This is a genomic window from Streptomyces marispadix (assembly GCF_022524345.1).
GTDB lineage: Bacteria > Actinomycetota > Actinomycetes > Streptomycetales > Streptomycetaceae > Streptomyces > Streptomyces marispadix.
In genome coordinates, this window is record NZ_JAKWJU010000002.1 from 4792985 (window position 1) to 4807078 (window position 14094).

12 protein-coding genes and 1 tRNA gene are annotated in these 14094 nt (G+C 62.5%); 10 read left to right on the plus strand and 3 right to left on the minus strand.

Annotated features, from left to right (window positions below; all coding sequences use genetic code 11):
• Positions 1-12: 12 nt before the first annotated feature.
• Positions 13-1494, minus strand: coding sequence for an RNA-directed DNA polymerase (locus MMA15_RS20165; RefSeq protein ID WP_241061541.1), 1482 nt, complete (start codon positions 1492-1494; stop codon positions 13-15).
• Between the two features lie 1551 nt (positions 1495-3045).
• Here MMA15_RS20165 and MMA15_RS20175 point away from each other — a divergent pair.
• Complete coding sequence (locus tag MMA15_RS20175; RefSeq protein ID WP_241061542.1) at positions 3046-5259, plus strand: AAA family ATPase; 2214 nt, start codon at positions 3046-3048, stop codon at positions 5257-5259.
• Between the two features lie 505 nt (positions 5260-5764).
• Here MMA15_RS20175 and MMA15_RS20180 read toward each other — a convergent pair.
• A complete protein-coding gene (locus MMA15_RS20180) occupies positions 5765-6526 on the minus strand; it encodes a GntR family transcriptional regulator (protein ID WP_241061543.1) in 762 nt (253 codons plus the stop codon).
• Between the two features lie 170 nt (positions 6527-6696).
• On the opposite strand from MMA15_RS20180, the gene MMA15_RS20185 reads away from it, so the two are divergent.
• The 8 genes from MMA15_RS20185 (at position 6697) to MMA15_RS28300 (ending at position 13069) form a co-directional block, all read left to right on the plus strand.
• Positions 6697-7041 carry an SCO3933 family regulatory protein gene (locus MMA15_RS20185; RefSeq protein ID WP_241061544.1) on the plus strand — a complete coding sequence of 115 codons (345 nt, stop codon included), beginning with the start codon at positions 6697-6699 and terminating at the stop codon, positions 7039-7041.
• Between the two features lie 20 nt (positions 7042-7061).
• Entirely contained in the window at positions 7062-8417 is a 1356-nt protein-coding gene (locus MMA15_RS20190) for an FtsK/SpoIIIE domain-containing protein (protein ID WP_241063318.1), read from the plus strand.
• Between the two features lie 12 nt (positions 8418-8429).
• Positions 8430-8624, plus strand: a complete 195-nt coding sequence (locus MMA15_RS20195) for a hypothetical protein (protein ID WP_241061545.1) — start codon at positions 8430-8432, stop codon at positions 8622-8624.
• A 139-nt stretch (positions 8625-8763) separates the two neighbouring features.
• A complete protein-coding gene (locus tag MMA15_RS20200) occupies positions 8764-9009 on the plus strand; it encodes a hypothetical protein (protein ID WP_241061546.1) in 246 nt (81 codons plus the stop codon).
• Complete coding sequence (locus MMA15_RS20205; RefSeq protein WP_241061547.1) at positions 9006-10355, plus strand: replication initiator; 1350 nt, start codon at positions 9006-9008, stop codon at positions 10353-10355. The genes MMA15_RS20200 and MMA15_RS20205 overlap by 4 nt, the downstream gene beginning before the upstream one ends.
• Complete coding sequence (locus tag MMA15_RS20210; RefSeq protein WP_241061548.1) at positions 10345-10542, plus strand: helix-turn-helix transcriptional regulator; 198 nt, start codon at positions 10345-10347, stop codon at positions 10540-10542. Before MMA15_RS20205 ends, MMA15_RS20210 begins: the two co-directional genes overlap by 11 nt.
• Positions 10539-11912, plus strand: a complete 1374-nt coding sequence (locus MMA15_RS20215; RefSeq protein WP_241061549.1) for a tyrosine-type recombinase/integrase — start codon at positions 10539-10541, stop codon at positions 11910-11912. The genes MMA15_RS20210 and MMA15_RS20215 overlap by 4 nt, the downstream gene beginning before the upstream one ends.
• 194 nt (positions 11913-12106) lie before the next feature.
• Positions 12107-13069 (plus strand): restriction endonuclease, encoded by a 963-nt coding sequence (locus MMA15_RS28300; RefSeq protein WP_241061550.1) that lies wholly within the window; start codon positions 12107-12109, stop codon positions 13067-13069.
• A 156-nt stretch (positions 13070-13225) separates the two neighbouring features.
• Here MMA15_RS28300 and MMA15_RS20225 read toward each other — a convergent pair.
• Positions 13226-13297, minus strand: a tRNA-Arg gene (locus MMA15_RS20225).
• A gap of 194 nt (positions 13298-13491) precedes the next feature.
• On the opposite strand from MMA15_RS20225, the gene MMA15_RS20230 reads away from it, so the two are divergent.
• Positions 13492-13998 (plus strand): response regulator, encoded by a 507-nt coding sequence (locus MMA15_RS20230; RefSeq protein ID WP_241061551.1) that lies wholly within the window; start codon positions 13492-13494, stop codon positions 13996-13998.
• Positions 13999-14094: the final 96 nt, after the last annotated feature.

Here is a 14094-nt window from a genome sequence, read left to right on the forward strand (position 1 = left end):
GTACTCCTAACTCTAGAACTTAGGGAAAGGGATTTCGGGTTGACGATGCAAGTATTTGGCGGTCCATTTAAGCATCGTAGAAGAGTTCTGAAGGCTTTTGAGCAATCCAGTGGGCATGTAGTCGGCCTCATACATCGCCACTAGGAGAGCGCGGCGTACGTCAATGTGGGACTCTCCTTCGTACTCCATCTTGAGGAGTTGGCCATCGTTGGGAGTTCCAAGCCTTCCTATGTATCTGGCTGCAAATTCACGAGGGTAGCTACTTCTGTTGCGGTCGCGGAGCACCATCCAAGCGTTCGCTCGTATTGTCTCGGAAAGGAGTCCGCACCGAGTCGCAGTTTCGAATAGGTTGCGCTCTAGAAATGGGTAGTCGATTGTAGGTACCCGCTCGAGTATTCCTTCCAATGTCACTTGTAGATCCTTCCGTTTTCCAGGAAGGCTCTCCAAGTATCGCAGTAGGCGGGGAGACAGATGATGCCAACTCTTAAGATTGTCGATAGCCCACGGGAAAGCGAAATCATCATTCTTTCTCCCCAGGGGAGGTAGTGAGAACTTGATATCCCTTTCATTTGCGGGTGTTTCATTCACCGCTGAATGGAAAAGGTGGCGCAGGTCTTCCAGCGCCGAGCGCTTCCCTAGTCCTAGGTCGTACATGATCAAATCCTTTTGCATGTCGTCTAGGTATCGCTCCGCGGCGTTGCGTGTAAATATGGTGGTCTTGGCGGCCGACATATTGAGTCGTCGCGTCCTAAAGGCTCGGTTGACCTGTAGGAGTATTGAACGCAGTCTCTCTTCATTCGAGTCGAATATGTATATGTCGTCCGAGTAACGCAAGAATTGAGTATCAAACTGCTGGATGAAATTGTCGACCGGCAGGAGATAGGCATTGGCCAATATCCCCGAAGCGGCCGAACCCTGGGGAAGGCCCCAGGTGTGGCATTGTCGCTCGAAGCCTTCAAGGAAACTCTGGAGTTGGCCTACTACTTCGTCACTGACACCGGCAGCTGTCAAATCCATCGCCAGTACACCTGTGTCGATATGCTCGTAAAACGACACAATATCAGTTCTTGCCATCAGCAGATTTTTGTCACGAGTGAGGAAGTCGCGCGCCTTCTTGCGCATCCGCTTCCAGTCCTCGACTGAATGCACTGATTGGCGTCGAGATCGGTGATTAAATACTGATTTCGACAACATGGAGTTGATGGCATCCGCGGCTTCGAATGCCAATGTCTCATATATAAGACGATCTTGAACGGAAAGTCTAGCCAGTGGGCGTGTAGCTATATAGCCCTTGGGGTGCTCGACAAGTTCAATGTGGTCTGGCAGGTAGTGGGAGTCCGCAAGATATCTCTGTATCTCGGGCCGGTAATCTGCCCAAAAGGGTTTTAAGTCACTAAAATTAATTACGTCAGGAAGATCAAGGCGACCTTCGACTACCCATAGACGGCCAGCGGCCCGATCGAGGAAACGACTGCGCTGTGTGCTCTGCCCCACAGCCTCATACCGTACGCCCAGCACAGAGGTCGGCGAAGCGGGTTTGGCGGGTCGCCTGCCCGGTTCGAGCACGATCAGAGGGGCGTGCTCTGATCGGCTACTCGGGCAGGCTTTGCACTTGCCCGTTAAGTGCACGAGTGGCCCGTTGCTCTTGCTCGACGCGGGGCCCGGGTCTCGGAGCCGTCCGGCCACACCAGATCAGCACGGCTCGAGGCGTCCTCGCGGATGGCTCCGAATCCGTCGTATCCGCGGGGGCCAGCAGCAGTATCCCCGGCCGCAGCGAGGGCAGTAGACGGCGCGCCTGGGGCAGTGCCTTCTCGCGCATGAGCCCGTCGGCTGCCGCGATCAACGCTCTGGTGCCGCACTCGACCAGGGTGGCCAGCCGCGCCTGCGGATGCTCGGCAGGGCGGCTGCTGCCGTGTGCGTGCTGGCCGAAGTGCTCCACATTCCCGGTACTGCCGGACGCCTCCAGACTTGTGCCGTCCCGGGCCACCAGCCGCAGGCCACGCCAGAACACCCGCGGCATCGACTCACAGCCCGCCGGCCTGCGCAACGGCTCGAAGAGCAAAGCCAAAGGGCGACTCCCAGCCGGCGCCGGGCCAGCCGCAGGAGGCTGCTGACGGATCCGGTGCTAACCCGCCGGGCAGCACGGCAGTCAACGCTGCTCATACACCGCGATAGGGGCAGTCGCCGAAGAGCGTCAGGGCGCCCACGCGAAGATCCGCACCGTCGGTGGACAGGTTCCGATGCCTGCCGCTGAACGGGACGATCACGGTACGTCCTGCGCCATGATTGCCCTTGTCGGCAAAGCACTTGGCGCCGATCTCGGCAAGGCGTCGATGATCCGGTAGGCAACGTGAGGTCTGAAACAGCTCACTGGACAGACAACGGAGCCCCTTGGACTGCGACTTCGGCACTCACAGTCCGGCAGGGGTTCCGTTGCCGCGTCAAACGCTCCCACCAGGCCCTCGACAGGCCACGCCACCCGCAAACTCCCCGGACTTGACATGAGTGGTGCTGATCGACTCGTTACGGTCGACTGGACGGCACCCCCCGGGGGGCATGGATGCGAGGGGCGATGCTCAGGCGTCAGCCCGAGAGCTAGCACGTCGAGCACAGGAGACAAGGTTCACGGCGCCAGCAGCACGCGGCGAAGGTCGTTTGGACCTGCGGTGACGGACAGTTAGGGCGAAGTGGGCCATGGGAAGCGGGAGATGCGGTTCACGGCGCCCTGGCTTGGGACCTGCTCCGTGTACGTTTCGACGGACACAACATCTTCGATCGTGCAACATCGACACAGGCGACCTTGGTGCGCCACCGAGGTAGGCGTGCCCAGGCAGAGCAACAGGGTGAATCGGAGGGTCTGTGCAAAGTCGGAATGTCAATAAGGGCGCTTCTGAAAAGGACGCCGCTGCACTGGCAGAGACGGCCGATCGACTGCTTTCAATTATACGGTCACGCCAACGAGTCTCTCCGATTCCGCGTTCCCTTATAGCACAATGGGAATCTGCTGACGATGAATCCATCAAAACGGCAATTAGAAAACACAAGGTGCAAGGTCGAGAGCAGGTTCAGCTACAATTCTTTCACGCTGATCGCCTGGCGAACGATGCTGTAAGGCTTCGTGACCCACATCGGTTGATTGAATCCGTGACTAAACTTTGCTTTGCTTGCTTCTTCCTTGCCCGGAGCGGCACATATGCCACACCAGAGGTTAGGCGCGCTGCTTTAGAGTTGGCCGAAAAATGCAGCGCAGGCGTCAGAATACCTCGTTTCATCCGTGTTGGGCTAAGGACAAGGCTGGAAGAAACCAAGACAGACTCGGCCGATTGGCTGAGCTTCCTTGGCCCCGGCTTCGACGCCGCCAAGGTGGAAGACATCCTTAAAGATGCCAAGATCATGGGATCTAGAAAGGATCTATTCATACTGCCAGATCACGATCGGCTAGAGGATATCGAGTCGGCCGCAGATCTCCTGGCCATTGCAGCCAGCGCGCAGCAGGAGCAAGCCAATCGCCTAAGTCTCAGTGTCGCCTACGACCGCTCAGACAGTGAAGCACGGATCAAATTAGTTGAGCTTTTTGGTATCAGAGGCGCCCCTGGGTCCCTAAAAATACCCTTCTTGTTGAAGAAGGAGCCCGTTTCTTCTTTGATTTTCGGCGAGAATGGCACTGGTAAATCCACTATTGTGGATGCGGTTGAGTTTGCCCTGCAAGGCAGAATTGGCCGTTCGACACTTTATGATTCACCCGTCTCGCCTGCGTTGCGCTCGTTCTCCAGAGACTCTGGTAATTGGTCTATGGTGGAACTCTCGGATGGCACTCAGGTTCGACGAGAAGTTGTCACCAATGCTGGCGGCGCTATTGCGGCTGACCCATTGACGGTGAGGCCAGGATTTCGTCTCGCCCCTATCACAATTCGAAGGGCCGATCTTCTCCGCTTCCTCGACACAGGCGCTCTGAGTCGAGGCACGATTCTACTGGACTACTTCCCCGCGAGCGCCGAGACATTGGCGATCCGTCCAGACGAAGCCGCACATCGCTTGGAAGCGACGCTGACGGAACTTCGTATTAGGCGAACTGCCTATGCCGAACGCCTTGCCCCCCTCCTAGGCGTCCACCCTGCTGATGTGGATGGTCGAGAAGGATTCGGCAAAGTAGTTCAGAAGAGGGTTTACAAGGAGCAGACCCCGCACAGTTTTCAGCAGAACGGGGGCTGGGAAAGGATGGATCCAGAGCTTGCTCGCGTGATCAGGAACCTATTTCAAGTTCACTCGGAGATGCGGAGCATTAAGAAGCAGATCGCGGCAAAAGACAATCTCCTGAACCCTGTCCTCCATCGAGATCAAGTTGATTTGCTGAAGGTTGCGTTGCAAGGGGTAGGGGACGAGGTAACTCAGGCTTTCACGGAGATTTGCCGGGAGCATCCTGTTGAACGAATTGATATCTTGTTTGGCAGGTCTGGTCCGCTGTCACTCGATATCCGCGTAGGGCTAATCGATGGGCGAAGTTGCTTCCCGCAACAAATCTTTTCGGAGGCCTACAGAGACCTGTTGGCCCTGCTTTTTTTCACGTCTGTCGCGAAAAAGGCAGCAGAGCACGGGCAGGCAAGGATCCTCATTCTGGATGATGTTCTACAAAGCGTGGACGCAGGTGTGCGACAGGACTTCGTCAACCATCTATTGCGCAACTTCCAAGATTGGCAGCTGATTTTTACCGTCCATGACCGGCTGTGGATGGAACGGTTGCGATCTCTATTCAATGTGCATGAGCACAGGTTCGTTGAGCATCAGATTAGGTCGTGGCATTCCTTTGAGGGCCCAATACTTCAGCCGCCAGGCGTGGATGTGCTTTCGAAAGATCTCCTACTTATGCTAAACCACGGTGAGCCGGACGGAATCGTGGGTCGCGCCGGTCCATTGCTAGAAAATTTGTGCAGAGAGCTTTGTGCCCGATTCGGCCTCATGGTCCCATACCGGAGAGACGGCCGACACATGCTTGCGGACCTTTGGTCTGCCACAGAGTCTTCGCTGCGAAACACTCGCCTTGAGCCACAAATTAGGAATCTAGCAGCCGATCGATCTTTGCGAAATTTGGCCGCCCATTCTGATCCTAAGGTGCTTCAGTTGAGCATGAATGAGGCCCTGCATTTCGGCAGGGCGGTATTGGACCTATATTCAGAAATTCGCTGTCCGAACTGTCGAAGGTGGGTCAACGAAGGGAAAGGGTGTGGATCGCAAAGCTGTATCTCTAATATCAAGTTGTAGTTGCTTCTTGCGAGAAATGTCTGATTCGGTATCGTCCCTAACATCCCGTTGGGTAACCGACTCCTCTAAAGCGCACCCCAGCTCCCCTCCCGTCCGCCGTCGACCCACACGGATGTGGAGCGGGCGTGGTCCCTGGCGTCCAGGTGGAGCGCGCAACTGTACGAACGACCTGGACGCCAGGGGGCGCGTCTGCTCGGCTTCGCCTGGGTCGACGGCGGACGGGACAGGAGCTCCCCGCGCATGCCACACGGGCCCACAGTCGGCGACGGCGCCCTCTCCATCCTGGTGCTGGCCGGCCCCCCGCCGGAGGCATTGTTCTGACCGGGCTGTGCTCTGCGGTGATCGACTCGTGGCCATCGGCTCTACACCACATGTGGGTGCGCGTCGGCGAGCAAGGGCAAAGCGGGCCGTAGGCAGGACCGACGCTCCGCTTCGCCGGGAAGCACGCCCGGCGAAGCGGAGCGCAGCCGGGTGTCTTGAAGACGTGGAGAAGGTTTGAGCCAGGTTAGGGCGTGAGGTCGTAGATCAGGTCCAAGTCGCTGCCCGGCAGGTGAAGCTCTTCGAGTGCCAGCGGGCGGCTGTCGTTGCCGGTTGCGACTCGGAGGAGCTGGAACACCGGCATTCCTTCTCCGAGGTGGAGTGCCTTGGCCTGGTCCGGTAGGGGCATGCGCGCTCGTACGTGCTCGGTGAAGGTGAGTTCGTGTCCCATCTCGGCCAAGGTGGCGTAGAGCGCCGGGGCTGGCGGCGGCGCTGTCTCCTCGTACTTGGTTCCGGCCAGTACCGAGAACGGCACGTACGTGCGGTGGAGTTGGCGCAGGCGGCCGGCGTCGGCGGTCTGCAAGACGTCGTACGTGAACATCGGCTCACCCGGCGGGATGCGCAGTAGTTCGGCGAGTGCGAGCGGGGCGTCTGTACGGGTCGCGGTCGGCGGCTCGGCGTCTGTCCAACTGATGCCGTCGGCGTCGACGTACTTCCCCTCGGAGGTGCGGCGCACTCCGCGCGGCCGTGTGAGGCTCGGCCGGCTGTGCAGCGACCTGACGAACGCGCCTCGTCCCGCCATCACTTCGACCAACCCTGACGCCCGGAGCTCCGCGATGCCTTGCCGCACGGTCGGCCGCGTGACCTTGAACAGTTCCGCGAGCTTGTCCTCCGAGGGGACAGGGCGGCCTTCCGGGAACGTGCCGTTGAGGATGCCCTCGCGCAAGTAGTCAGCAATCGCACGGTACTTGGGCTGTTGCTCCTGCTCGCTGCGCTTCTTGGTCGGCATCCCGGCTCCGTGAGGTGGCTGGTTCGTCAGCGGGTACAGCGTCTCTCACTTCATGTCGGTTGACAACCCGTACTACGGGTGGGCACTCTGTTCGTGCTGCGCCCGTACTACGGGTTGTAAAGCACTCTGAAGGAACGGCCTTCGGAGGCAACTGACATGGAGGTCAAGTAGTGGCAGTCCTGCCGATCGATACGGCGAAGTACACAGGGATCATCTGCGCCGTGCCGCCCGCCCCGCGCATCGCGGACCGCGAGACGGGGCGCGTGCGGGTGGACCGCGACACGGGCAAGACCGTCTACCAGGTCGGTCTGTGTCTGATGTCGGCCACGTCCGCTGACGTGGTCAACGTGAGTGTCCCCGGTGAGCCGGCCGGGGTTCAGAACGGCGTCCCGGTTCAGGTCCGGGATCTGGTCGCGGTGCCGTGGGAGAACGAGGGGCGGCACGGCATCGCTTACCGCGCCACCGAGATCAAGCCCCTTGCGGCTACCCCCAGCGGTAAGGGGACGAGCCAGTGATCCATTCGGCAACCGCTTCTATGCACTCGGCCGGTAGCGGCTGGCCGAGTGGCGTGCTGGTGGTCGCCGCCGCGCTTGCGTCGGGCCTGCTTATCGCGGGCCCGGCCCTGCGCCGGCACTACCCGGTGGTCTGGTGGGTGTGCATCGGCTTCCCTGCCGCATGCATACGCGTCGTACGGACCTGGCGCCCTCTGATGGCCGGATGTGGCCTGGCGATCAGCCGTAGGGCCGCGCTGACGGTGGTCTCCGGCCTCGTCGGCAACGGTGCCCCGCCGCCTCAACCGCGCGTACCGCGACGGGGGTTGGTGATTCCCACACGCGACGGCTTCCGTCTCCTCATACGCATGCTGCCCGGTCAGGTGCCGGAGGACTTCGTCAAGGCGGCTCCGGCCATGGCGCATGACTGGGAGGTCCATGCGGTCCGCGTGAGCACATGGAGGCCGGGTGTTGTACGGGTCGTCGCCTCGGCAACGGACCCGTTGAGGGAGCCGCGCATACCGCGACAGCGAACGCCTGGGCGTCTGCTTCGCGTCACTGTGGGCGTCCTGGAGACCGGCGCTCAGTGGGTCATGGATCTCCGGCAAGTCCCGCACTGGCTGATTGTGGGCGCGACTCGTTCCGGAAAGTCCACGCTGATCAACGCCCTGGTCGCAGGTCTCTCGCGACAGCGAGTGGCGCTGGTCGGTATCGACTGCAAGGGCGGGATGGAGCTTTCGCTCTACGGGCCTCGGCTGTCGGCGCTGGCGACCAACCGCGGGCAGGCAGTGAAACTGCTTCGTGCGCTGGTCGACCTGACCTTGGACCGAATGACGATCTGCCGCGAAGCACGTGTACGGAACGTGTGGGGACTGCCGGAGAAGCAGCGTCCGGTCCCGGTCGTCGTCATCGTCGACGAGCTGGCGGAGCTGTTCCTCGTTGCGAGCCGGGGTGAGAAGGGCGAAGCGCAGGCAGCGGCAACAGCGCTCATCCGGCTCGCTCAACTCGGTGCCGCGCTCGGGGTGTTCCTCGTCGTGGCCGGGCAACGGGTCGGCTCTGATCTCGGACCCGGCGTGACAGCGCTAAGGGCGCAACTCGGCGGCCGGATATGTCACCGAGTGGCCGACCCGGGCACGGCAGAGATGGCTCTCGGCGACCTCAATCCGGACGCCCTGCATGCGGCTCAGTCCATCACCCCGGAGCAAGCCGGCACGGCGATCCTCGCCTCGGCGGACGGGTGGGACCGCGCTCGATCCCATCTGGTCTCCGAGATGGAGGCGGAAGCTATCGCGGCCGAGTGCGCCCATCTGACGCCGTGCGTACCGGAGTTGGCGGAAGCCGTCGGCGCCACCTCAGCCGGACCGTTCACGCACATCGAACGACTCGACAGCGACGAATGAGAGGGGAAGAGCGTGCTCGTAACGATGTCAGGTGCGCTGCTGCTCGGCCTGCTGATCGCACTTCTGATCCGTGTCCGCTACCTGCGGTGGCTCGAAGTCCTGCTCTGCTCGGTCTTCGGCTTCCTGCTCGCGAAGACCGCCGCGGCGCCGGTCGTACAGGCCGTGATCGAAGGCGTCGGCGGATTCCTCGGCCAACTCCAGTTCTGAAACCGGACCTCTGGAGACGGTCATGACCTACCCGCTCACTTGCAAAGCGGGCTCCCGACGGGGCGCGAAGTCGCCAAACCCGACCCCGTCAGGGCCCTACTCCATCCACCTCATGAACAGCGAAAGGAGCAGCCTCACCTTGTCCACTGCGCCTCGATCGCGCAAATCGCCGCGCCCCTGGTGCGAACTGAGAGACGACGAGCGGCCGGCCTGTGCCGGACAGGAACAGGTCGTTCTAGTCAGCACCGACGACGAAGAGCACTGGACGTGCCCCGAGCACGCCGCCGCTCTGTGGCTGACCGAGCCGACGCTGCGCTTCTCCGCCAAGTCGCGGCAGGGAGCCATCGCGGAAGCGATGCGGCACGCCTTCGGGGGTGGCCGATGACCGCACACCACGTCGCCGGCCTTCTCGACCGTGCCACCCGACCCGACTTCGACGCATGGCGCCGACACATCGTCCGGCTCGGCGGGTGCACGAATCCCGTGCACCTCATCGGTCGGTCGGTACTCGTCGATACGGCAACCGGGGAAGCCCTGCACGAAGTCGGTCTGGACGGTGCCGACGGTCGGCTGGTGACAACTTGCGGCAACCGCCGAGCCACTGTGTGCCCCGCCTGCTCACGCGTCTACCGCGCGGACACGTATCAACTGATCCGTGCCGGGCTGGCGGGTGGGAAGGATGTGCCGAAAGAAGTGGACGCGCACCCGCGGGTGTTCGCCACTCTGACGGCTCCGGGCTTCGGCGCGGTCCACTCTCACCGCGAAAGGGACGGTCGCCGTCTGGCCTGTCGTCCCCGCCGGGCGGGGGAGAGGTGCCCACACGGGGCCTTCGTCGGCTGTCATCTGCGGCATGTGGAGCATGATCCGCGGCTCGGCGAACCGCTCTGCGCTCGTTGCTACGACTACGCGGGCGCAGTGCTCTGGCAGGCGCAGGCGGGGGAGTTGTGGCACCGGTTCACGCTGGAGCTGCGTCGGGAACTCGCCCGCATGGTCGGGCTGTCCCGTACGGACTTCGCGAACTCGGCTCGACTCTCGTACGCCAAAGTCGCGGAGTACCAGCGGCGGGGCTTGGTCCACTTCCATGCCGTGATCCGCCTCGACGGTCCGGAAGGGCCGGAGATGGGGCCGCCTGGGTGGGCGACAACGGATGTGCTGTCGCCGGCAGTTCGGCAAGCCGCCGAACGTGTCAGAGTTCTGGCAGTCGGGTCGGACGTCGTAGGCCGACGGCTGCTGCGTTTCGGACCGCAGGTCGACGTACGGCCTGTGACGTCGGCCGACATCGGCGGCCTGTCGTCGGCTGCCGTCGCTGCCTACATCGCCAAGTACGCGACGAAGGGAGCCGAGAGCGCCGGCGCTGTAGACCGACGCATCTACCGGTCTTCCGACCTGGCCGAGCTACCCGTGCGAGACCACACGCTGCGCATGATCGGCACGTGCTGGTGGCTCGGCGGGCTGGAGCCCTTCGAGCCGCTACGGCTGCGCCGCTGGGCGCACATGCTCGGCTATCGGGGTCACTTCTCGACCAAGTCACGCCGCTACTCGACCACGTTGACGACGCTGCGCAACGCCCGCACCGAGCATCGCGCGGAGGAACAGCGGCAGAGGCTCGGCCTGACTGATCGCTCGACCGCTCTCGTCGGCGACTGGCGCTACGCAGGTCGCGGCTACAGCGCGGAGGCTGCCCTCATCGCCGCTTCGCTACGTGAGGGGGGTGGCGGGCATGGCACGTAGCAGAAGCGAACTCCTCACGGTCCGAGAGGTCCTGGACGAGCTGGGTGGAGTGTCGCGGCGCACCTTCTACCGCTGGCGCGAACTGCGTATCGCTCCGCGCTGCATACGGCTGCCCAACGGCGAACTTCGCGTACGACGCGATGCGCTGGACGACTGGCTCAAGGACAGGGCGGAGGGGGCCGTATGAAGTCGTACAAGGTCTCCGTCTGGAAGCTCAGCGCGAACCGTTCCGCCAAGAAGCCCACGTACTTGGCTCGTTGGTCCGTGGACGGCCAGCCATTCCACGAGACGTACAAGACGAAGGCACTTGCGGATCGCTTTCGGGCCAAGCTCCTTCGAGCCGTCGACAAGGGCGAACCCTTTGACACGGTGACGGGCCTGCCCGATTCGCTGCGCAGCGGCAAGGCAGCGCTGAGCCTGCTGGAGCTTGCAGTGAAGTATGTGGATCACCGGTGGCCCACCTCGTCAGCGAAGCAGCGCGACAGCATGACCGATGCCTTGGCTGTTGCGGTCCCGGCCCTGACCAGAGCAGTTCGGAGTCGACCTGAGCCGCCGGTGCTTCGCCGGGCAATTCGTTCCTACCTGCTGCCCACTCCGCGACGTACACGAGAGAGGCCGGAGGAGATCGAGGGAGCTGCCCAGTGGTTGGAGCGGGCATCCCTGCCTGTCGCTGAGCTGACTGACGTCGACCGTGTCCACACGCTCGTGGATGCCTTGGGTCGGAAGCTCGACGGGAAGCCGGCGGCCAATCAGACCTACCGGCGGCGTCGAGCCGTGACATACAACGCGCTCGAATATGCGGTGGAGCTAGACCTGTTGGCGGCCAACCCGCTCGACAAGGTTCGGCGGAAGCGCGGTCAACGACCCGTGCAGGAAGTCGACAACCGCGTTGTGGTGAACCCCCGACAAGCGCGGGAACTGCTCACCGCGGTCACGTACGTCGGGGGCTGGGAGCGGGCTTCCGGCCGGCGGCTGAGGGCGTTCTTCGGGTGCCTGTACTACGCGGCAATGCGTCCCGGCGAAGCTCTTGGTCTCCGAGATGGTGACTGCGATCTGCCGGAAACGGGGTGGGGACGCCTCACAGTGGAGGAGACCCGGCCTTCCGTCGGAAAATCCTGGACTGATTCGGGTGAGGCGCACGACCGGCGCGGACTCAAGCAGCGCAGCCCGGGTGAGGTACGTATCGTGCCGATCCCTCCGCCACTGGTGCGCATGCTGCATGAGCACCTGGAGGAGTTCGGCACGGCCGACGACGGCCGGATCTTCGCGAGTGAGCGCGGCAACGTCGTCGCGTCCTCGTCGTACTACCGCGTCTGGCGACAGACCCGAGAACTGGGGCTCCAGCCGGACCAAGTTGGCACGGTGCTGGCGGCCAAGCCGTACGACCTGCGGCACGCCTGCGTCTCCCAGTGGCTCAACTCCGGTGTCCCTGCTCCCGAGGTTGCCCGACGAGCTTACCACTCGGTGGAGGTTCTGCTCAAGATCTACGCCAAGTGCATCGACGGCCAAGAGGAGGAGATGAACGACCGGATCATGAGGGGACTGCAAGAGATCTGACTACGCCGCCAACCAGTATGGGGAGCTCTCGTGATCTTGAGAGCTCCCCTCTCGTCGTAAAACATGATGTGTCCTGTCAGTTACGCTTAGCATCGCTTAATGACGTTGTGAGTTGAACGTTGACGGGCGTATCGCGCTGAGACGGCCAAGCAGCTAAGCCTGAAGGGACGGGCCTTGGGGTGACGACGAGGGTTGTGCACGACGACTCTTACCACTGGACTCCTGAGCTGCTTGAACTACTCATCGAGACCATCCCGTTGCTGTGTAGGAGCAAGGTTTCGGTTCTGGACTTTTTGCGCAGCGCAGGTGTTGATGAGCAACTTCTGGCTGGACTTCGCCGCCGGGTGCGCCAGGACCGTGACTCCATCAGCAAGTATGCGATCGCTCGAGATGTTCTGCGTCAGCTGAATGAGCGGGGAGACCGGGGCTTGGGAGTGCGCCGTGAGGTGCTCCGCCGTGTCACCGAGTTCGAAGACTTCGCCACCTGTTGGCCGGATGACCAGTTGAAGGCGGAGGGACTGGTCGCCAAGATCCGCAAAGTTGTCGACGTCAAGGACTCGTTCACCCGCATGCGGTTGCAGCAAGAGGAGGAGCGGAAACGAGGTCAGTCTGAGCGCCAGGCACGTCAGCAGCAAGCGGCTCAGCGGCGTCAGCGATACGCAACCCTGCGTGCAGAGCTGTCGGCCTTGTTCAGCATGCCAGATCCCCACGAACGCGGCGTGGCTCTCGAGGCCCTGCTCAACAAGATCTTCGCTGTGGATGGCCTGTTGATACGTGAAGCCTTTGTTCTCCGCACGGAGGATGGCCAAGCGGCTGAGCAGATCGACGGTGCTATTGAGCTCGACGGTTCGCAGTACCTCGTAGAGGTCAAGTGGTGGGGTGCGCCGCTAGGGAAGGGGCCTGTTGCGGAGCACTTGGTCCGGGTCTATGGCCGGGCTGAGGTGCGTGGCCTCATGATCTCAGCCTCCGGTTTCACTGGCCCGGCTGTTGAAGAATGTACTCGTGTGTTGGCGCAGCGAGTGATGGTCCTGGGGGAACTGCGGGAGCTCGTGCTCCTGCTTGAGCAGGAACGTGACCTCGTGGAGTGGCTGCGCGAGAAGGTTCGCCGCGCGGTGATCGACCGCGAGCCCCTTCGGCTCCTCGGTGTCGACTTCTAACCGGTTGACCTGGAACTACGCCAACAAGATCATTACGTCGTCATTACGTGATCACTGTCATGAGGCTGCTCCGAGCCGCATCCGCCTGCACACGCAACAACGCCCCGCAACCAATATCAGCACTGGTCACAGGGCGTTTCGGCACTTGATGAGAAGTACCCCCGGCAGGATTCGAACCTGCGCACACGGCTCCGGAGGCCGTTGCTCTATCCCCTGAGCTACGGGGGCTCGTCGCGCTGTCAGCGGCGACAGGAAGAACAGTACCAGCTTGGCGGTGGTGCACCGGAACCGGGTTTTAGGGGTGCGAGGCCGGGCGACGGGGGTGGTGGGAGGGTCGCACGAAGGGGTGGAGGGTACGGCCCGCAGGGGTGGAAAAGGGCAAAAGCCGGACGCCGGGGGAGGGGTGTGCCTAGGCTCGGTGTGTGCCAGGTACCTCTGGCCGGGTCCTCGTCGTGGACGACGACAAGGTCATCCGGCAGCTCATCAAGGTCAATCTCGAGCTGGAAGGCTTCGAGGTGGTGACCGCTGCCGACGGTGTCGAGTGTCTGGACGTGGTGCACGGAGTACGGCCGGATCTCGTCACCCTCGATGTGGCGATGCCCCGGCTCAACGGGCTGCGTACCGCAGAGCGGCTGCGTTCCGATCCGCGCACCCGGCACATCCCGGTCGCGATCGTCAGCGGACGTTCGCAGCTCGACGGAGAGGACGGCAAGGAGCCGCAGGTCGACGCGTTGCTGGCGAAGCCTTTCGAGCCGTCCGAACTCGTGCGCATGGTACGGCAGTTGACGGGGCGTACCGGCGGTGGCGAGGACCGCAGGGGGGACGCGGGCGAACAGGAGAGCCGGTTGGTTGGCCGGCTCACCACTGAGCCCTCTGAGTCCTCCTTGCCGAGGCTTCCGTCGAGCCTTCCGCTCCGAGCGTCTTCGTGAGTCTTCGAGCGCTGCGCCTGGGGTGCCCCATCGCCCCGCGTCGACGCGTCGCCGTGGCCGTCGCCGCGCCACCGTCTCACCGTCGACGCCCGCCAG

Excerpts from the sequence above, each read along its gene's own strand:
- MMA15_RS20180 (WP_241061543.1), bottom strand. The coding sequence starts at position 6,526 with ATGCCGACCAAGAAGCGCAGCGAGCAGGAGCAACAGCCCAAGTACCGT.
- MMA15_RS20190 (WP_241063318.1), top strand. The coding sequence starts at position 7,062 with ATGCACTCGGCCGGTAGCGGCTGGCCGAGTGGCGTGCTGGTGGTCGCC.
- MMA15_RS20205 (WP_241061547.1), top strand. The coding sequence starts at position 9,006 with ATGACCGCACACCACGTCGCCGGCCTTCTCGACCGTGCCACCCGACCC.
- MMA15_RS20210 (WP_241061548.1), top strand. The coding sequence starts at position 10,345 with ATGGCACGTAGCAGAAGCGAACTCCTCACGGTCCGAGAGGTCCTGGAC.
- MMA15_RS20215 (WP_241061549.1), top strand. The coding sequence starts at position 10,539 with ATGAAGTCGTACAAGGTCTCCGTCTGGAAGCTCAGCGCGAACCGTTCC.